This is a genomic window from Achromobacter sp. UBA4530, assembly GCF_002388205.1.
Lineage (GTDB): Bacteria > Pseudomonadota > Gammaproteobacteria > Burkholderiales > Burkholderiaceae_B > Achromobacter > Achromobacter animicus.
On the sequence record NZ_DGMA01000007.1, the window covers coordinates 478212 to 496704 of the forward strand.

The following is an 18493-nucleotide window of genomic DNA, read 5'->3' on the forward strand; positions in this document are numbered from 1 at the left end:
CGCGACGGCGCGCACGTGCAGCATGCCGGCGCGCCGGCCGCCGCGCTTCAGCGGCGCCAGCCGCGCCAGGCAAACATCACGCCGACGGCCAGGAGCAGACCGGCCGGCAGCACCCAGACAAAACCTGAGTCCGTATAGACGACCTGTTCAATAGGATCGTAGTAGCGGCCCAACTCGTTGAATTCCCACCGCAGGTACTGCGCGTACCAGGCGTAGAAGCAGACGGCGGACAGGGCCAGGCTTATCAGGGCGGCCACGCGGGCAAACACCACACTGCGATGGGTGCGAACGGCCCCCTTCCAGGCCAGGTAACCGCATCCGGCCACCCCGGCCAACACCATCCAGCCGCCAACCTCAGCGAGCATCATCCGCCTCCAGTTCGGCCAGGAATGCCGCCGCTTCAGCCCATTGATGCTCGCTGAAGACGTGCACCCCCGCGCCGCGCAGCAATTGCGCGGTCACGCCCATGCCGGGCTGACGGCGGCCCGCGAAATGGCCGTCGTAGACGTAACTGCTGCCGCAGGACGGACTGCCCTCTTTCAGGACGGCCATACGAATACCTCGCGCTTGCGCTGCCGCCAGCGCCTCGTGCGCGCCGCGCACGAAAGGCGCCGTCACGTCGTCGCCCGTCACCGCCACGACACGGGCACGGCCCGCCAACACCGAAGCGGCGTTTTCGCCCGGGTCGATCTCCGCCGGGGGCCGCGGGATCGGCATGCCGCCCGCCACCTCGGGACAGACGGCCACGACACGGCCTTCTTCCCGCCAGCGCGCCAGGATGGCATCGCCATGGGGCACGCCGCGTCCGTCGTAACGCACGGGGTTGCCCAGGAGGCAGGAACTGATCAGAACACGATGCATGGGCAGGTGAAATCGGTGGATGAGCGGCCGCGGGCGGCGCGGCCAGGCGGGTGACACGAGCCGGCCCCGCAAGCAAACGGCGCACAAGGCGCCGTCTGAAGCGTTCGTCAGCGCTGACTGACGGCGGGCCGGGCCGATCGCGACGTCAAGCCGCGTCGGCTTTCTTCGCGGTCTTGCGCGGCGCCGTTTTGCGGGCCGTTGTCTTGCGCGCCGCTGTCTTGCGCGCCGGTTCAGGGGCCGGGGCGGTCTCGGCGGCGGGCGCCGCCGGCGTTTCCGCTTGGGCCGACGGGCTCTCCGATTTGGATGGCGCCTTGGCCGTGGTCTTGCGGGCACTGCGGGCGGGTTTGGCGGCGGACTTTGCGGAAGCAGCGTCGGAAGCGGTTTCGGAGGCGGCCCGGGAAGCCACATCCGACCGGGATCCGGCGGCCGATCGCGGCGCGCCGGCGAAGGGATCTGGCGCCTCGCCCCGGCGTTCGCGTTCGGTGTTGGCCGGCGGCGCAACGAACGTCCACTCGGCCACATTCACTACCGGCGGCGGACCGGAAACCAGCGCCGACTGCGGCGGCGGGGGCACCGGACGCTTGAAGGCAGGTGGAGCCACGTCTTCGCGCTGGCGAGCCGGCGCCTGCCCGTCGGACGACGTCTGCCTTTCGGACGAAGCCTGCCTTCCGGACGAAGCCTGCCCCTCGGACGAAACCTGCCTTTCGGACGACGCCTGCCCCTCGGATGAAACCTCCGCGCCGGACGAACCCTGCCGTTCCGCCTGAGCCCGCCCTTCGGACGCCCCCTGCCCTTCAGAAGCCCCCCGCCCCTCGACCGAACCTCGCGGCTGACCGGCGTCTTCCAATGACTCGGCATGACTCGACGGCCGGGCATCATCACCCGCCCTCGCGCCCCGACCACGGCGGCCCGAGCGACCCTGACGGCCGTTATCCGACTGCCTGCCGCTGCGCGCCTGCGGCGAGCCGCCGGCAGCATCGCCGCCAGCAACCTGACCCGGCGTCTCCAACACATCCACTACGGTGCCCTCTTCCGTCTGCTGCGGCGCGTCGGGTTGTTTCCACGCATCCGCAGCCTCGGCGAATCCATCCGGCGAGGCGGTCACGGCATCTTCCCGCTCAGTGCCTTCGCCGTGCGAGCCCGCCGTCCGGCCGCCCGCCGTCTTGCGTCCGCCACGCGATTTACGTGTGTTCCGGCCACCAGTGACCGGCGCGTCAGTGGCATCGGCCACCCCATCTGCCGCCCCGCCATGCGCCTCGCCAGCCTGGTCAGAGGATGCCTCGCCCGAGCCATCACGATAGACATACGTACCCGACTTCTCTTCGCGCCCGACCTCCAGGAACCCGCGCGACTGCGCCTCTTCCAGCAGATTGCCGAACGCGCGGAAGCCATAGTAGGACTCGTTGAAATCCGGTTTGCGGCGCTTCAAGGCGTCTTTCAGGGCCGATGCCCAGATCTTGCCGCTGTCGCCGCGTTCGGCCATCAGCGCATCGAACGTCTCGACCACCATCTCGACCGCGCGCGTCTTGCGGGCGTCCTGCTCTTCCTTGCGGCGGCGCTCCTCGTCCGGCGAGCGGCGCTGGGCGCTAACGCCGCGGTTGTCGCGGCGCGCCTCGGCGGTGCGCTGGCCTTCACGGGCCAGATCGTCATAGAAAATGAATTCGTCGCAGTTGGCGATCAGCAGGTCGGACGTGGACTGTTTGACGCCCACGCCGATGACCTTCTTGTTGTTCTCGCGCAGCTTGGAGACGAGCGGTGAAAAGTCGGAGTCGCCGCTGATGATGACGAAGGTGTTGACGTGGGACTTGGTGTAGCAGAAGTCCAGCGCGTCCACGACCAGGCGGATGTCCGCCGAATTCTTGCCGGACTGGCGCACGTGCGGGATTTCGATCAGCTCGAAATTGGCCTCGTGCATCGGCGCCTTGAATTCCTTGTACCGCTCCCAGTCGCAATAGGCCTTCTTGACCACGATGCTGCCTTTGAGCAGCAGGCGCTCGAGCACCGGCCGGATGTCGAACTTCTGGAATTTGGTGTCGCGCACACCCAGCGCCACGTTCTCGAAGTCGCAGAAAAGCGCCATGCTGACGTTTTCGTTGGGGTTGTTCATGTTCTCTCCAATGCCGCGGTCGGAAGGCCAGGCCCAGGCAATGCCCGGCCTTACACCGCCAGAATTCGCCCATGATATACATTTCCGCTTGGTCTCCCCCTTCACCCACCGCGAGCCGCCATGACCGACACCCAACCGCCGCCCGAACTCGTCACCGACCGACTGGTGCTGCGCCCCCTGTCCCTGGACGACGCCGACGCCATCCAGCGCACGTTTGCCCAATGGGAGGTCGTGCGCTTTCTGGCCGACAAGGTGCCTTGGCCGTACCCCGACGATGGCGCGCGCCAATTCCTGCAACACGCCGCCCTGCCCGCCATGCGCCGCGGGACGCAATGGCACTGGTCGGTCCGCACGCGGGCGCAGCCTGACCAACTGATCGGCGTCGTCAGCCTGATGGACGACGAGCCCGGCAATAACCGCGGCTTCTGGCTGGATCCTGCGCATCAAGGGCGGGGTTACATGACCGAAGCCAGCGCGGCCGTCACGGCCTACTGGTTCAACGTGCTGGGCAAACCGGTGCTGCGCGCGCCCAAGGCCATCGCCAACACCGCGTCGCGGCGGATCTCGGAAAGCAGCGGCATGCGGCTGGTGGGCACCGAGGAACGCGGCTTCGTCAGCGGCCGGCATCCCGCCGAGATCTGGGAGATCACCCGCGAGGAATGGTTGGCGCAGCAGGACGCCCCGCGGCAAGCCTAGGCCGTCCCCGATTTGCGCCCGCGAATCGTCGACGCGCCGCCCGCCTGACTGCCCGATTAAGCCGGCGCTTACCGCCTATTTCGCCCCGCTTTCCGGCCAATTGACCTGCGCTTGCGCTGGCTAGAATTCCCGACAATCCGGCATTCCGCGCGTGGGATGCCATGTTTTCGGGCAAGATCCATGAATCCGTCTACCGTCATCGGCGCCGTTGTCGGCCTGCTCACCCTGATCATCGTGGTGGCACTGTCCGCCAACGACACCAGCCTGTACTTCAACCTGCCGGGCCTGGCGATCGTGCTGGGCGGCACCTGCGCCGCGCTGTTCATTGCGTACCCGCTGCAGGAAGTGGTGCGCGTGTTCAAACTGGTGCGCACGGTGTTCCGCAACGACCAGCACGACCAGCAGCGCGACATCGAGGAACTGGTGTCGATGGCGCAGCTCTGGATGAACGCCGACGTCCACAAGGTCGAGCACGAGCTCAAGAAGGTCTCGAACCCGTTCCTGCGCACGGGCGTGCAGCTCATCATCGACAACACGCCTGAAGACCAGATCATCGAACTGCTGAAGTGGCGCGTCGCCCGCCTGCGCGCCCGCGAACAGGCCGAGGCCCAGATGTTCCGCGTCATGGCCACCTTTGCGCCCGCCTTCGGGATGCTGGGCACGCTGGTTGGCCTGATCAACCTGATGGCCGTCCTGGGCGATGGCAGCATGCAGACCATCGGCCAGCAGCTGGCCATCGGCCTGATGACGACGTTCTACGGCATCCTGCTCGCCAACCTGATCTGCAAGCCGATCGCGCTGAAGCTGGAACGCCGTACGGCGCGTCGTGTGGAATCGATGAACATGGTGCTGCAAGGCATCTCGATGATGTGCGAGAAGCGCGGTCCGGCCATGGTGCGCGAGACCCTGAATTCCTTCGTCATGCACGTCGAAGACGAAATCTACGACGGCGGCGCCGACGCCAAGCCCAAGACCAAGACCAAGACCAAGACGGAAGGACAGGTCAAGCCCGGCGCAACCGCGCCGGCCGCCGGAGCGCCGGCCGCCGGATCGCCCGCCCGCGCCACCGCCGCCGCCTCCGTCTCCATCGCCCGCCCCGCTTCCGCGCGTCAATGAGCCTGATTTCCCCTTCCCTTGCGCAGCGGATCGAGCAGGCCCGCCAGGCGCAACTGCGCGCGCAGAAGGCGTCCGCGGCGAGCGCCTGGCGCCCTAGCGACAGCGACCGCCAGGACCGCTATGCGCGCTGGCACGTCGAAGACGCCGTCGAGCAGGATTCCGAGAACTGGCTGCTGAGCTATCTGGACCTCATCACGCTGCTGCTCGCGATGCTGGTCGTCATGCTGGCCGCCGCCATGTACGGCGGCGGCTCCGGCAAATCCGGCCAGCCCGTCGAGCTGGTCGGTACGCTGGGCGCCAGCGGCCTGCCCAAGTACGACGGCGAGTATTCGGAATTCGAAACCGTGCAGATCCCGGCAAGCTGGTCCGCGCAGCCCACGCCCGCGCCGGCCCTCGCCGCGGCCGCGCCCGCGCTGGCCGAAGACGAAGTCGTGGTGGCTGACGCCGCCCCGCCGCTGACCGCCCCGTCCAAGGAATCGCTGGGCCTGGCGGATCTGGGCAATTCGGTGGACGTGATCGTCAACGAGCAGTCGGTCAGCTTTCGCATCAGCAACGAACTGCTGTTCGCTTCCGGCCAAGCCACGCTCAGCACCGCGGGTCTGGACGTGATCAAGCGCCTGGCCGGCATCCTCAACAAGAACGACTACCAGGTCTCGGTCGAAGGCCACAGCGATCCCGTGCCGATCCTGACCAAGCAGTTCGCGTCGAACTGGGAGTTGTCCAGCAGCCGCGCCACCAGCGTCTTGCGCGAACTGGTGCGCGATGGCGTGACGCCGCAGCGGCTGCGCGCGGTGGGCTACGCGGAAACGCGGCCGATCGAGTCCAACGACACGGCCGCCGGCCGCGCGGCAAACCGCCGCGTCGAGCTCATCATGGACATCACGCCGCCGCAGGCCAAGACCGCCGCCGCCCCGCAGGCGCCCGCCGCGGGCAAACCGGCCACCGCGCCACAAGCGGCCGCCCCCGCGGGCACACCGTCCAAGCCGGCGGCAACGCCCTCCACGGCGAAGGCGGCCACACCGGACGCCAAAGCGCCTGCGAACGCCATGACGGCGCCCGCGCCCGCCACCCCGGCGCAATCCTGATCCGCGATTCCTTCCCTTGAAAAAACCGGCGCAAGCCGGTTTTTTATTGCCCGCTTGCCGCATTTTCGTGATGTAAAGGACGCTTGACATACCGCCTCCCGGCCGCCAGAATGTCAAGCACGCTTTACATCAACAAGGGCATTCCCATGAATCAACTCCAGGCCAAGCGCCGCTATTTCAAGGAACTGGGCTTCTCGATGGCGCTGTATGCCGTACTTCTGGCCGGCGCGCTGCGGCTCAGCCTCGACATGCGGCCCGGCGCCCTGCGCACCGTCGTGCTGCTCACGCCCATGCTGGCGTTTCTGCTGGCGCTGCGAGCCGTGGTGCGCGCCGTGCGCCAGTCCGACGAATTCGTCCGCAAGACCACGCTGGAACATCTGGCGATCGCCGCCGCCGTCACCGCCGGCGTCACGTTCACGTATGGCTTTCTGGAAATCGCCGGCTTTCCCAAACTGAGCATGTTCGTGGTCTGGCCGCTGATGGGCGGCGTCTGGGCGTTCACCACCATCGTCGACACGTTGCGCCATCGATGAAAAACTGCATCCGCGAACTGCGTGCCGAGCGCGGCTGGAGCCAGGCCGCGCTGGCCGAACGGCTGGACGTCTCGCGTCAGACCGTCAACGCCATCGAGACCGGCCGATACGACCCGAGCCTGCCGCTCGCCTTCGCCATCGCCCGCGTGTTTGACACATCCATCGAATCGATCTTTCAGGAAGGCTAAGGCGCAATTTCCGGCATGGCGCCGACGCGGGGATCGGCGTTAACCTAGCGGACCCGCCGTTCGCGGCGACCGCAGTCCCCAAGCGGGAGTCACCATGCCCTACATGCTGCTGATCGTTGAACCGGTGGGCCAGCGCGCCCAGCGCACGCCCGAGGAAGGCCGCGAGGCCTATGCGCAGATGGTGCGCTACGCCGAATCCCTGCATTCGCGCGGCCTGCTCACGCGCGCCGAATCCCTCAAGTCCGATGCCGAAAGCGTGCGCCTGCGCGTGCGCGACGGGGACCGTCAGCTGATGGACGGCCCCTACGCCGAGGCCAAGGAAATGATCGGCGGCTTTTTCCTTCTGACGTGCGAGTCGCGCGAAGAAGCGTTGGCGCTGGCCGCCGAATGCCCCGCCGCGCAGTGGGCCACGGTTGAAGTCCGGGAGTTGGGGCCCTGCTTCATGTAGGCGAGTGACGGCCTTCGCAAATGCGCGGGGCCAGACCGGCCCTGCTTTCCCGGCCGGCCGCCGTTACATCAGCAATTGCCCTTTTTGGCCTGTCCAGGCGGACAGAAGCCGCCCCGGCCGCCGCCGTCATGCGGATCGACGACCACGGAGCCTTGCGGCGTGTACACGGCACAGCCGGACAAGACGGAGACGATGAGGGCAAGACTGCACAGAACTTTCATGGTGTTGCTTCAGGGTGGTTAAAGACGCTGCGAGTGTATGGGACACGCCTGCAACAAGGCCTGGACCTTCGTAACCGGGTGCTAGGCGCCCCAGACACCCCGGCTGACTCAGTATTTACCCTAGGCACGCTTTGTTGTTGTCGATCCACCGCCGCGCCGTTCGTCGTACCTGTACAAGCGCCCCTTTCGGCCTTGCTATCCCTCCCCTGGAGACCTCAGATGCGATTCATGATCATCGTCCGGGCCACGCCCGACAGCGAAGCCGGCAAGATGCCGGACGACAGCCTGCTTGCCTCGATGGCGACCTATCACGAAGCCCTGGTCAAGGCCGGCGTGTTGCTGGACGCCAACGGCCTGCACCCGACGTCCAAAGGTTGGCGCGTGCGGTACGACGGCAGCGGCGAACGCAAGCTGCTTGACGGGCCGTTTGCCGAAACCAAGGAACTGATCGCCGGCTACACGATGATCCAGGTGCGCTCCCGGGAAGAGGCAATGCAGTGGGCGATGCGCTTTCCGACGCCCTTTCCCGGCCAGGACTGCGAGATCGAGGTGCGCCAGGTATTCGAGCTGGACGACTTCGAGCCCAGCAAGGAAGTCGAGCGCTTCCGCCAGATGCCGACGCCGAACGTCTGATTTCCCTGCGCACCACCCCGAACAATCAAGCGAGACACGCCATGCACAAGCAGATCTTCGTCAACCTGCCCATCAACGACATGCAGAAGTCCCAGGCATTCTTCAAGAAACTGGGCTACAGCTTCAATCCCGACTTCACCAACGACCAGGGCGCATGCATGGTCGTCGGCGACAACCTTTACGTGATGCTGCTGGTGAAGGATTTCTTCCAGAGCTTTACCGGCAAGCCGGTGGCGGACGCCACGCAGACCACGGAAGTGCTGGTCTGCCTGTCCTGCGAAAGCCGAGCCGAGATCGACGACCTGGTGGCGCGGGCCGTCGCCGCGGGCGGCACGGCGCCGCGCGCGCCGCAGGACCACGGCTTCATGTACGCGCACGGGTTCGAGGACCTGGATGGGCACATCTGGGAGTTCGCCTACATGGTTCCCGGCGAAGCGACCGGCGCATGACGCAGGCGGCCACGCATCGCGCCATCGAGGCGGTCTGGCGGATCGAGGCCGCCAGCGTCATCGCGGGGGTGGCGCGTCTGGTGCGCGACGTGGGGCTGGCCGAAGAGCTGGCCCAGGATGCGCTGGTTGCGGCGCTGGAGCGCTGGCCCCAGACGGGCGTGCCGGACAATCCCGGAGCATGGCTCATGACCACCGCGAAGAACCGTGCGCGTGACCGGCTGCGGCTGGATGCGCTGCACACCCGCAAGCACGAGCAGATCGGCCACGAGCTGGAAGCCTTGCAGGCCGACGTGGAGCCCGACTTCGTCGACGCGCTGGATGCGGCGCGCCAGGACGACATCGGCGACGATCTGTTGCGGCTGGTCTTCACCGCCTGCCATCCGCTGTTGTCCACCGAGGCCCGCGTGGCGCTGACGCTGCGCCTCTTGGGCGGGCTGACGACGGCCGAAATCGCGCGCGCGTTCCTGGCGTCGGAATCGACCATCGCGCAGCGTATCGTGCGGGCCAAACGCACGCTGTCCGCCGCCAATGTGCCCTTCGAGGTGCCCTCGGCCGCCGACCGCGCGCCGCGTCTGGCCTCGGTGCTGGAAGTCATCTATCTGATCTTCAACGAAGGCTATTCCGCGACCTCGGGCGATGACTGGATGCGGCCGGGCCTGTGCGACGAAGCGCTGCGCCTGGGCCGCATTCTGGCGGAATTGACGCCGTCGGAGGCCGAGGTGCATGGTCTGGTCGCGCTGATGGAACTGCAGGCGTCGCGCCTGCATGCGCGCACCGATGGCCAGGGCCGGCCGGTGCTGCTGATGGAACAGGACCGCCGCCGCTGGGATCCGCTCTTGATCCGGCGCGGGCTGGCGGCGCTGGACCGGGCCGATGCGCTGGGCGGCGCGCGTGGGCCCTATGCGCTGCAGGCCGGCTTGGCTGCCTGTCACGCGCGGGCCCGTACGCCCGGGGAAACCGACTGGATGCGGATCGTGGCGCTGTACGATGCGCTCGCCCAGGCGGCGCCGTCGCCCGTGGTGGAGCTGAACCGCGCCGTCGCGATCGGCATGGCCTTCGGCCCGCAGGCCGGTCTGGATCTGGCAGACCAGTTGGCGGCGGAGCCCGCGCTGGCGAACTATCACTGGCTGCCCAGCGTGCGCGCCGACCTGCTGGCCAGGCTGGGCCGCGAGGCCGAAGCCCGCGCCGAGTTCGAACGCGCGGCCGGCATGACCCGCAACGCCCGCGAACGCGAGCTGCTGCTGGGGCGCGCGCGGGAAATGACTGGGGAATCGGGCGACGTCAGCGGCGATTGAGGGAGCCGGACGCTGCCTCGAGCCCGACCGCCTGTTCAAAACATCCAATTATTAGACGACGTATAATTTTTAACGTCGTTTAATTATTTTGGTTTGATCATGCCCGACTCCCATCTCCTCCTGCCCGGCGCGGACCCCACCGACATCGGCCGCCGCGAACGCAAGCGCCAGCAGACGGTGGACAATCTGACACAGACCGCCTGGCGCCTGTTCGAAGCCCTCGGTTACGACGCCGTCACGATGGAGCAGATTGCCGCGCAGGCCGACGTGTCCAAGGGCACGCTCTACAACCACTTTCCCGTCAAGGAGGCGCTGCTGGCGCAACGCTTCCACGGCGAGCTGGCCGGGTCGCTGACGACGCTATGGCCCGCGCTTCAAGCCCTGCCCACCTTCGCCGAACGGCTGACGCGGCTGCTGCACGCATCGGCGGATTGGGCCGAATCGCACCGCGCTTACCTTGGCCCTTATCTGCGTTACCGCTTCGCCTCCATGCAGGCGGGCACGCAGAACGACGAGCGCCATTCGCGTAGCGGCCTGCACCGCGTGTTTGCCGCGCTGATCCAGAACGCGCAGGCCGCCAACCAGGCCCGGTCCGACATGAACGCCGAACTGCTCGCCCATCATCTTCAGTTCCTTTACCTGGGCGCCCTGCTGCGCTGGCTGGACCAGCCCGGCGCGTCGCTTCAGCAGGAATTCGACGCCGCCATCACCCTGTTCGTGCACGGTATTGCCGGGAGCGCGGAATGACCGCCTTGGTGCTGGACTGGCCGGCCGCGGCGCAGGCCGGTCCGCAAGCGGCGGGCGGCAAGGGCTGGCAATTGGGCCGCATGGCGCAGTTTGGGGTGCCGGTGCCCGACGGCTTCGTGCTGGCGGCGCAGGCCAGCGCCGGGCACCGGCCCGGTCAGGACGTGCCGCCGGCCGTCACGCAAGCCCTGCGCCAGGCGTTGCACGAACGCGGCTGGCTGGACCGTCCCCTCGCGTTGCGCTCGTCGGCGCCGCAAGAAGATTCCGCCGGCGCGTCGTTCGCCGGCATCCATTTGTCCTGTCTTAACGTGCGCGGACCCGATGCCGCCGTGCAGGCGCTTAAGCGAATCTGGGATTCGCTATGGACGCCGCAGGCGCAGGCTTACCGGCAGCGCCTTGGCCTGCCGATCGACGGCGCGGGCGGCATGGCGGTCGTCGTCATGCCGATGATCGAAGCACAGGCGTCGGGCATCGCCTTCACCATCGACCCCGCCACGGGCCGCCACGACGAGATGGTCATCCACGCCAACTGGGGCCTGGGCGAATCGCTCGTGAACGGCGAGGCGGACGGCGATGACTACCGCCTGCGCGAAGACTATCTGCGCCAAGCCTGGCCGGTCGTCTCGCGGCGCATCGGCACGAAACGTCACGCCACGCAGCCCGCCGCCAGCGGCGCAGGCACACAGTTGACCGACACGCCCGCCGCCCGCGCTGCGAAAGCCGTGCTGACCGACGCGCAGGCTGAGACTCTGGGCGACATTGCGCGCGACGCTGCCCGCGCATTGGACTATAGCGGCGCGGCGTACGACCTTGAATGGGCCTGGGACGGCGACCGGTTCTGGATCGTGCAGGCACGCCCGGTGACCGCGTTGGCGCGCCACACCTATCCCGCGCTGCAAGACCAGCCGGATTACTGGTCGCGCGGCAACACCCGCGAGGTCCTGCCGCAAGCCATGTCAGCCCTGGAATGGGACGCGGGCCGCGTCATGGCCCAGCGTATGCTGACCTGCGGCTTCGAGTTGAGCGGTTACCGCACGCTCCCCGGCGTGCCGCTCGCCGCACTGTTCCAGGGGCGCGCCTATCTGAATGCCTCGGTCATCCAATGGGTCGGCCATGACGCGCTGGGCGTCAGTCCGCGCGACATGAACGCGTTGCTGGGCGGCCCGCAGCCCGAGATCCGTGTGCCGCCGGTCACCGCCATGCAGCGGCTGCGGCACGGCCTGCGCATCGTGCGCTATCTGCGCCGGGCCGCGCCGCTGCGCCGCCAGGCCGCCACCGATCTGCCCCGGCTTCTGGCCCGCGCCCAGGATTGGCTGGACGCGCCGCTGCCCGCCTCCGACGCCGCGCTGGGCGCGCAGTTGCGCGAACAGTTCCAGACCGTCCTGGCCGCGGACCAATTGTTCTTCCTGCAGGGTTCAGGCGGCGGTGCGCTGTCCAAGCTGCTCGACATGGTGGAAAAAGCCGTGCCCGGCGAAGGCCACGCGCTGACTGCCGCGCTGATGGCGGGCGGCGATCCCAGCGTCACGGCGCAGCAGGGTTATGCGCTCATGGCGCTGGCGCAATTGGCCGAGCAGGACGCCCAGGCGCTCGCGTGGCTGCGCGCGCCGAACCGCGACGATGCCGCGTGGGCAACGGCATTGCCCAAAGACAGTTCGTTCAGGAACGCCTTTGCCGACTTCCTGCATCGCTACGGCCACCGCGCCGTCTACGAGAGCTATCTGCGCAATCCGCGCTGGCGCGAAGCGCCCGGTTATCTGCTGGACAGCATCCTGAACCTGATCGGCGCCGATCCCGCCGCCCTGCGCGCCCGTCAGGACGACGCCGCGCGGCAGGCATGGCAACGCGTGCGCCGCGCGTTGCGGTTCTGGCAGCGCCTGCTCGCCGCCAAGCTGCTCGCGGCATCCCGCCTGGAAGGCAACCAACGCGAAGCCGCGCGCAGCGTGCTGGTGGCATATCTGGCCGCGGCCCGCAAGCACGCGCTGGAATTGGGACGGCGCAACGCTGGCCCGGACGGACTGGCGGATGCCGACGATGTGTTCCATCTGAACGCGGCCGAGCTCTTCGCGCTGGCGGACGGCCGGATAGACGCCGCGGCGCTGGGACGGCGCGCCGCGGCCCGGCGCGCGCAATTGCAGGCCTGGACCGCGCTGCCGGACCTTGACGTCATCACCGAATTCGCAAGCCAGACCACGCCGCCGTCCCAGCCGCAACCCCGGTCCGGAGCGGCCGCATCGCGAGATTCGTGGCGCGGCACCCCGGTGGCGGGCGGACGCGCACGCGGCCGCGCGTTCGTGGCGCGCACGCCGGACGAAGGCCTGTCCATGCCCGCCGGCGGCATTCTGGTCGCGGCGTCTTCCGACCCCGCGTGGACGCCCCTTTTCCTGCGTGCGGGCGCTGTCGTCATGGAGGTCGGCGGCTATCTGTCGCACGCCGCCATCGTGGCGCGCGAATTCGGCGTGCCGGCCGTCGTCAGCGTCCACGGGGTTCTGCAAGGGGTCGCCACCGGCGACATGCTGGAAGTCGATGCCGTGAAAGGCGTCGTCACCCGGCTGCGGGAGGAAGCTCCGGACTGAACCCGCCTACCCTTGTGTCGCCGTCGCCAGTTCAAACTGAAACACCGCCCCGCCCCCTGCTGCGTCCACCAGCCGGATCTCGCTCTGGTGCAGTTGCAGAATCCGCTGCACGATGACCAGTCCCAGTCCGCCGGCCTCGCCCGGCCCGCGGTTCAGCGCCGACGCCCGCGTGAACAGCCCGGCGCGCAACGCCTGCGGAATGCCCGTCCCTGAATCGCTGACCTGGACCTGCACCCGGTTGCGCGACAGGCCAAGTTGCAATGCAATCTGTCCGCCCGGCGGGCTATGCCGGATCGCGTTGTCCAGCAGGTTCGTCAGCACGCGTTCGATCAGTCCCAGGTCCGCGCGCACCGGCGGCAGCGCCTGCGCAATGTCCGTGGTCAGATGCTGCTGACGCGCCTCGGCCGCCAGCTCGAACTTTTGCATCACGTCCTGCACCAGCTCCGGCAGCGAAAACGTCTCGGGTTCCAGGCGCACCAGCCCGGACTCCAGCCGCGCCAGTTCGAAGAGTTCCTGCGCCAGCCGGCCGACCTTGCGGCTTTGCGCCAGCGCGATGTCCAGATAGCGGCGGCGTTCGGCGGGATCAAGCGTCTCGTCCTTCAGGCGCAGCGTTTCCAGATAGCCATGCAACGACGTCAGCGGCGTGCGCAGGTCGTGCGAAATGTTGGCCACCAGATCTCGGCGCTGCTGGTCCTGGCGCGTCAGCTCGCGCCACTGATCCGAGATCCGCCGGCCCATTTGCGCAAACGTGCGCCGCAGCACCGCGATCTCGTCGCCGTTGCGCGCCGCCTGATCGGCCGGCTGTTCCAGAGCGGCCAGCGCCTGGCCGTCGTCGCCGTCAAAGGCGCGCACCGCGCGCGTCAGCGACCGCAACGGCCGCGTGATGAGCGCAAACGCCGCCAGCCCCGCCACCAGCCCCAGCAAGGCCACCAGCGCAATCGACCACAGCGTCGTGCGCAGCACCGACGTGCGCGACACGTCCATCGCCAGCGCATCATGCGCCTGGCCCTGCAACACCACGTAGACATACCCCTGTTCGCGGCCATCCACGCGCACCGGCGCCGCGCTGAACACCTTTTGCGCGTCAAGGCTGCGCGGATCATCGCCCGTGATGGGCAGCATGCCGCCGGCCAGCAGGCGCTTGACCGGCGCCAGGTCGACGCGATCACGCTTGATCTGTCCGGGCGGCGCGGCGTCGCCGACGATGCGGCCATCGTTGGACAGCAGATAGACCTCGACCGCCGGGTTCACCGTCATCAGCATGTCAAACATCGAGCGCACGGCATCCGGCTTCCAGCCGCCGGCGTCCATCAGTTCGGTGGACCCCGCGATGTGTTGCGCCAGGCCGCTGGACAGCCGCTGCACAACCTCCTGCTCGTAGCGCGAGTTTGCCGCGATCTGCAGCCACGCGGACGCGCCGCAGCACGCCAACAGCAGCAGCGCAAACACGCCGGACAGGCGCTGGGTCAACGTGAATCGCTTCATGGCTGCACCCCGGGCGCCGCCGCAAACTTGTAGCCGCGGCCCCACACCGTCAGGATGCGCTGCGGGTTGGACGGGTCGGCCTCGATCTTGGTGCGCAGCCGGTTGATGTGGGTATTGACCGTGTGCTCATAGCCTTCGTGCTGATAGCCCCACACCTGATTCAGCAGGTCCATGCGCGAAAACACCTTGTCCGGATGCCGCGCAAAGAAATGCAGCAGATCGAACTCGCGCGGCGTCAGGTCCAGCCGGCGGGCGTCGACATCGACCGTGCGGGCGATCGGATCGATCGACACGCCATGCACGGCCAGGCTGCCGGCGTCCTGGCGCGCGTTACGTTCGATGGCATCACTGCGGCGCAGCAGCGCCCGCACGCGCGCCACCAGTTCCAGCATCGAGAACGGCTTGGCCAGATAGTCGTCCGCGCCCAGTTCCAGGCCCAGGATGCGGTGCACCTCGCTGGACCGGGCGCTGGTGATGATGATGGGGATGTAGCGCGCCATCGCGCGTGCCCGCTTGCAGATTTCCAGGCCGTCGATGCCGGGCAGCATCAGGTCCAGCACCAGCGCGTCCCAGCCGCCTTCTTCAAGCAGGCGCATGCCCGCGTTGCCGTCGGCCGCGTGCTCGACCGCGTAGCCCTCGTCGCGCAGATGCAGGCGCAGCAGTTCCGCGATATGGGCGTCGTCTTCAACTATCAGTACGCGGCGGGGCGTATCCATGGGCAACCTGGGGCGTGATCAATGCGCCTATTGTCGCCAATCGGCGCGGGGCAAAGTTAACGATTAATTTAACTTTGCGTGAGGACTTCGGTATGGGCCAGGAGGAAGAATGCCTCCATCGACAGCCCACCGGAGACCGCCATGCTGGCCCGACCCGCCCTCAACAATACGCCGCTTGCCCCGCCGGTGTCCGCGCTGTCGCCCGCCGCGCCACCGTCCACCGCCCCCGAGTCCGACGCGAAAAAACGGACCAGCCAGCCGGCGCCTCCGGCTATTTCTCCCGTCATCCACCCCCGCTGGCTGCGCGTGACGCACTGGTTGAACGCGCTGGCCGTCGTCGTCATGGTCATGAGCGGCTGGCGCATCTACAACGCCGCGCCCTTTTTCGATTTCACCTTTCCCAACGGCATCACGCTGGGCGGGTGGCTGGGCGGCGCGCTGCAATGGCACTTTGCGGGCATGTGGCTGCTGTTTGCCAATGGCCTGCTCTACCTGGCGCTGAACGTCGCCACCGGCCGCCTGTGGCGCAAATTCCTGCCGGTCAGCCCCGGCGGCGTAGCGCGCGACCTGCTGGCCGCGCTGCGCGGCAGGCTCTCGCACGCCGACCCGCGCCGCTACAACCACGTCCAGCGCCTGGCCTACCTCTTCGTGATGGCCGACATCGCCGTGCTGATCCTGTCCGGACTCGTGCTGTGGAAGTCCGTGCAATTCGACCTGCTGCGCGACCTGATGGGCGGCTATGAAGCCGCACGGCGCGTGCATTTCTTCGCGATGGCCCTGCTGGCCGGCTTCGTCGCCGTGCACCTGGCGATGGTCGCCCTGGTGCCCCGCAGCCTGCTCACCATGATCCGTGGCAAATAAGGAACCCGCCATGACCGAAAAACGCCGCCCCCTGCCGGGCCTGGACGCCCCCGCCATCCTGCGCGAAGCCGGAAAACTGCTGGACAAGCGCGTCGAGCAGCCCTCGCGCCGCGCCTTCCTGCGCCGCGGCCTGACGCTGGGCGGCCTGGCCATGCTGTCCGGGTGCTCGCTGTCCGACGACGAAAGCGTCGAACAGGCGCTCTCGGCCGTCTCCCGCTTCAACGACCGTGTGCAGGGCTGGATCTTCGACCCGGCCAAGCTCGCGCCGACCTATCCCGAATCCATGATCACCCGGCCGTTTCCCTTCAATGCCTTCTACGGCATCGACGATGTGCCGCAGGTGGACGAGGCATCGTTCCGGCTGGAGGTCACCGGCATGGTGGCCGACAAGCGCCGCTGGCGGCTGGACGAACTGCGCGCCATGGCGCAGGTGGATCAGGTCACGCGGCACATCTGCGTCGAAGGCTGGAGCGCCATCGGCAAATGGGGCGGCGTGCCGTTCTCGGCATTCTTGAATCGCGTGGGCGCCGACTTGTCGGCCAAGTACGTCGGCTTCAAGTGCGCCGACGACTACTACACCAGCATCGACATGCCCACCGCGCTGCACCCGCAGACCATCCTGGCCCTCACGTACGACGGCCGGACGCTGCCCCCCGAATACGGCTTTCCCATGAAGCTGCGCATGCCCACCAAGCTTGGCTACAAGAACCCCAAGCACATCCAGGCGATTTTCGTCACCAACACCTACCCGGGCGGTTACTGGGAGGACCAGGGCTACAACTGGTTCGGCGGCAGCTAGGTGATTTCCCGCTGTTTTTCACTGTCAAAAGGAACGCATCATGAACAAACTCACCACCGCCGCATTGTCCGTGTGCCTGGCCCTCGGCGCCACGGCCTCTTACGCTGCCGACACCATGGGCAAGGAAGGCACGAGCAAAAGCGGCATGTCCAAGGAAGCGCCGGCGCAGGACGGCATGAAGAAGGACGGCATGTCGCACGATGGGATGAAAAAGGATTCGCTGTCGCGCGATGGCATGTCCAAGGGGTCGATGTCAAAGGATTCCATGTCCCGCGATTCGATGTCCAAGGACGGCATGTCGAAAGGCGGCATGTCGAAGGACGGGATGAGCAAGGACGGCATGCAGAAGTAACGCTCGCGCCGGGGCCGCGCCCGCCGGCCCCCGGCTCGAACCATTCGCACGGAACTCGCCATGAACCTCACACGCAGACACTTCCTTGGCCTGGGCGGCGCCGCGGCAGCCGCCGTGGGCATCGCCCCGCTGCTGGTCACGCGCAGCGGCCCGGCGCAAGCCGCCGCGCCCGCAGCCAGCTTTCCCTACACCCTCACCGACGCCCAATGGCAAGAGCGCCTGACGCGCGAGCAATACCAGGTGCTGCGCCGCGACGGCACGGAACGGCCCTACTCCAGCCCGCTCAACGACGAACACCGCAACGGCACCTTCGCCTGCGCGGGCTGCGAACACCCCTTGTTCTCGTCGTCCACCAAGTTCGATAGCGGCACCGGCTGGCCCAGCTTTTGGCAGCCCCTGCCCGGCGCCGTCGGCGAGACCCGCGACCGCAGCTTCGGGATGACCCGCACCGCCGTGCATTGCGCCAACTGCGGCGGCCACCTGGGGCACGTGTTCGACGACGGCCCTCGACCCACCGGCCTGCGCTACTGCATGAACGGCGTGGCCATGACCTTCACCCCGCAAGCCTGATCCGCCACCGCATCGCTACAAGGACCCGACATCATGTCCAAGCCCCCCATCCTCCGCCGTCTCTGCGCCGCACTTGCCACAGCGGGCGGCCTGATCGTCTCGACTGCTGCGCCCGCCGCCGAACGCGCCTTCATCATTCCCCCGCCCGCTGCGGAGCAGCCCGCAAACGCTGCCACGGCACCCGCCACGCAGGAAAAAGCCGTCATCGCCGGCGGCTGCTTCTGGGGCGTGCAAGCCGTCTTCCAACACGTCAAGGGCGTCAGCAACGCCGTCTCGGGCTACGCCGGCGGCCAGGCCAACACCGCCAACTACAACGCGGTCAGCAGCGGCCGGACCGGCCATGCGGAAGCGGTGGAGATCACCTACGACCCCAAACAGGTCAGCTACGGACAGCTGCTGCAGATCTATTTCTCGGTCGCGCATGATCCCACCCAGCTCAACCGCCAGGGGCCGGATCACGGCACGCAATACCGATCCGCCGTGTTTCCCGCCAACGACAGCCAGCGAAAGGTGGCCGAGGCCTATATTGCGCAGTTGAACAAAACAGGGGTGTATCCGAAGCCGCTGGCAACCACCATCGAACCGCTGCAGGCGTTTTATCCGGCTGAGGACTATCACCAGGACTATCTGGTGCGCAATCCGAACAGCATGTACATCGTGATCAACGATGTGCCAAAGGTGGAGAACCTGGCGAAGACGTTTCCGGATGCATGGCGGGACAAGCCGGTGCTGGTGAGCGCGAAGGACAGATAGCGCTGGGG

At 67.6% G+C, this 18493-nt stretch carries 21 protein-coding genes; 16 read left to right on the top strand and 5 right to left on the bottom strand.

The genetic code is table 11. The features are described 5' to 3' along the window. Window positions 1-47 precede the first annotated feature (47 nt). From B2W22_RS06495 to B2W22_RS06505, 3 genes are all read right to left on the bottom strand, one after another. On the bottom strand, window positions 48-368 hold the full coding sequence (locus tag B2W22_RS06495; protein WP_254594278.1) for a hypothetical protein: 321 nt from the start codon (window positions 366-368) through the stop codon (window positions 48-50). Next, window positions 355-861: a DUF523 domain-containing protein gene (locus B2W22_RS06500; RefSeq protein WP_286936689.1), complete on the bottom strand. Its 507-nt coding sequence runs from the start codon at window positions 859-861 to the stop codon at window positions 355-357. Before B2W22_RS06500 ends, B2W22_RS06495 begins: the two co-directional genes overlap by 14 nt. Window positions 862-1006: 145 nt before the next feature. After that, entirely contained in the window at window positions 1007-2968 is a 1962-nt protein-coding gene (locus tag B2W22_RS06505; RefSeq protein ID WP_286936768.1) for an NYN domain-containing protein, read from the bottom strand. 120 nt (window positions 2969-3088) lie between these two features. On the opposite strand from B2W22_RS06505, the gene B2W22_RS06510 reads away from it, so the two are divergent. The 11 genes from B2W22_RS06510 (at window position 3089) to B2W22_RS06560 (ending at window position 12949) form a co-directional block, all read left to right on the top strand. Further along, the gene (locus B2W22_RS06510; RefSeq protein WP_286936691.1) at window positions 3089-3664 is read left to right on the top strand and encodes a GNAT family N-acetyltransferase; all 576 of its coding nucleotides are present in this window, start codon (window positions 3089-3091) and stop codon (window positions 3662-3664) included. Window positions 3665-3844: 180 nt separating this feature from the next. Then, window positions 3845-4780: a motility protein A gene (locus B2W22_RS06515; RefSeq protein WP_286936693.1), complete on the top strand. Its 936-nt coding sequence runs from the start codon at window positions 3845-3847 to the stop codon at window positions 4778-4780. Further along, the gene (locus B2W22_RS06520) at window positions 4777-5865 is read left to right on the top strand and encodes an OmpA family protein (protein ID WP_286936694.1); all 1089 of its coding nucleotides are present in this window, start codon (window positions 4777-4779) and stop codon (window positions 5863-5865) included. The genes B2W22_RS06515 and B2W22_RS06520 overlap by 4 nt, the downstream gene beginning before the upstream one ends. Before the next feature lie 146 nt (window positions 5866-6011). Further along, window positions 6012-6398, top strand: a complete 387-nt coding sequence (locus tag B2W22_RS06525) for a hypothetical protein (RefSeq protein WP_286936696.1) — start codon at window positions 6012-6014, stop codon at window positions 6396-6398. Then, on the top strand, window positions 6395-6586 hold the full coding sequence (locus tag B2W22_RS06530) for a helix-turn-helix transcriptional regulator (protein ID WP_286936697.1): 192 nt from the start codon (window positions 6395-6397) through the stop codon (window positions 6584-6586). The genes B2W22_RS06525 and B2W22_RS06530 overlap by 4 nt, the downstream gene beginning before the upstream one ends. Before the next feature lie 94 nt (window positions 6587-6680). Then, entirely contained in the window at window positions 6681-7034 is a 354-nt protein-coding gene (locus tag B2W22_RS06535) for a YciI family protein (protein ID WP_286936699.1), read from the top strand. 440 nt (window positions 7035-7474) lie between these two features. After that, complete coding sequence (locus B2W22_RS06540; RefSeq protein ID WP_175121830.1) at window positions 7475-7888, top strand: YciI family protein; 414 nt, start codon at window positions 7475-7477, stop codon at window positions 7886-7888. A 41-nt stretch (window positions 7889-7929) separates the two neighbouring features. Beyond that, the gene (locus B2W22_RS06545; RefSeq protein WP_175121831.1) at window positions 7930-8337 is read left to right on the top strand and encodes a VOC family protein; all 408 of its coding nucleotides are present in this window, start codon (window positions 7930-7932) and stop codon (window positions 8335-8337) included. Then, window positions 8334-9632: an RNA polymerase sigma factor gene (locus B2W22_RS06550; protein WP_175121832.1), complete on the top strand. Its 1299-nt coding sequence runs from the start codon at window positions 8334-8336 to the stop codon at window positions 9630-9632. Before B2W22_RS06545 ends, B2W22_RS06550 begins: the two co-directional genes overlap by 4 nt. 99 nt (window positions 9633-9731) lie before the next feature. Beyond that, on the top strand, window positions 9732-10379 hold the full coding sequence (locus tag B2W22_RS06555; RefSeq protein WP_175121833.1) for a TetR/AcrR family transcriptional regulator: 648 nt from the start codon (window positions 9732-9734) through the stop codon (window positions 10377-10379). Then, window positions 10376-12949, top strand: coding sequence for a PEP/pyruvate-binding domain-containing protein (locus tag B2W22_RS06560; protein ID WP_286936702.1), 2574 nt, complete (start codon window positions 10376-10378; stop codon window positions 12947-12949). Before B2W22_RS06555 ends, B2W22_RS06560 begins: the two co-directional genes overlap by 4 nt. Before the next feature lie 6 nt (window positions 12950-12955). Here B2W22_RS06560 and B2W22_RS06565 read toward each other — a convergent pair whose 3' ends face one another. Next, entirely contained in the window at window positions 12956-14434 is a 1479-nt protein-coding gene (locus B2W22_RS06565; protein WP_175121835.1) for a sensor histidine kinase, read from the bottom strand. Beyond that, a complete protein-coding gene (locus B2W22_RS06570) occupies window positions 14431-15150 on the bottom strand; it encodes a response regulator transcription factor (protein ID WP_175121836.1) in 720 nt (239 codons plus the stop codon). The genes B2W22_RS06565 and B2W22_RS06570 overlap by 4 nt, the downstream gene beginning before the upstream one ends. 141 nt (window positions 15151-15291) lie before the next feature. Between B2W22_RS06570 and B2W22_RS06575 the strand changes: the two genes are divergently transcribed. From B2W22_RS06575 to msrA, 5 genes are read left to right on the top strand one after another with little or no spacing between them, the layout of a single operon-like run. Further along, window positions 15292-16011 (top strand): cytochrome b/b6 domain-containing protein, encoded by a 720-nt coding sequence (locus B2W22_RS06575; protein ID WP_286936704.1) that lies wholly within the window; start codon window positions 15292-15294, stop codon window positions 16009-16011. A 10-nt stretch (window positions 16012-16021) separates the two neighbouring features. After that, window positions 16022-16810, top strand: coding sequence for a molybdopterin-dependent oxidoreductase (locus B2W22_RS06580; protein WP_175185439.1), 789 nt, complete (start codon window positions 16022-16024; stop codon window positions 16808-16810). A 40-nt stretch (window positions 16811-16850) separates the two neighbouring features. Continuing rightward, complete coding sequence (locus B2W22_RS06585) at window positions 16851-17162, top strand: pentapeptide MXKDX repeat protein (protein ID WP_286936706.1); 312 nt, start codon at window positions 16851-16853, stop codon at window positions 17160-17162. A gap of 60 nt (window positions 17163-17222) precedes the next feature. Next, window positions 17223-17732 (top strand): peptide-methionine (R)-S-oxide reductase MsrB, encoded by a 510-nt coding sequence (msrB, locus tag B2W22_RS06590; protein WP_175121840.1) that lies wholly within the window; start codon window positions 17223-17225, stop codon window positions 17730-17732. Window positions 17733-17765: 33 nt separating this feature from the next. Beyond that, on the top strand, window positions 17766-18485 hold the full coding sequence (gene msrA / locus B2W22_RS06595; RefSeq protein WP_175121841.1) for a peptide-methionine (S)-S-oxide reductase MsrA: 720 nt from the start codon (window positions 17766-17768) through the stop codon (window positions 18483-18485). Window positions 18486-18493 lie beyond the last annotated feature (8 nt).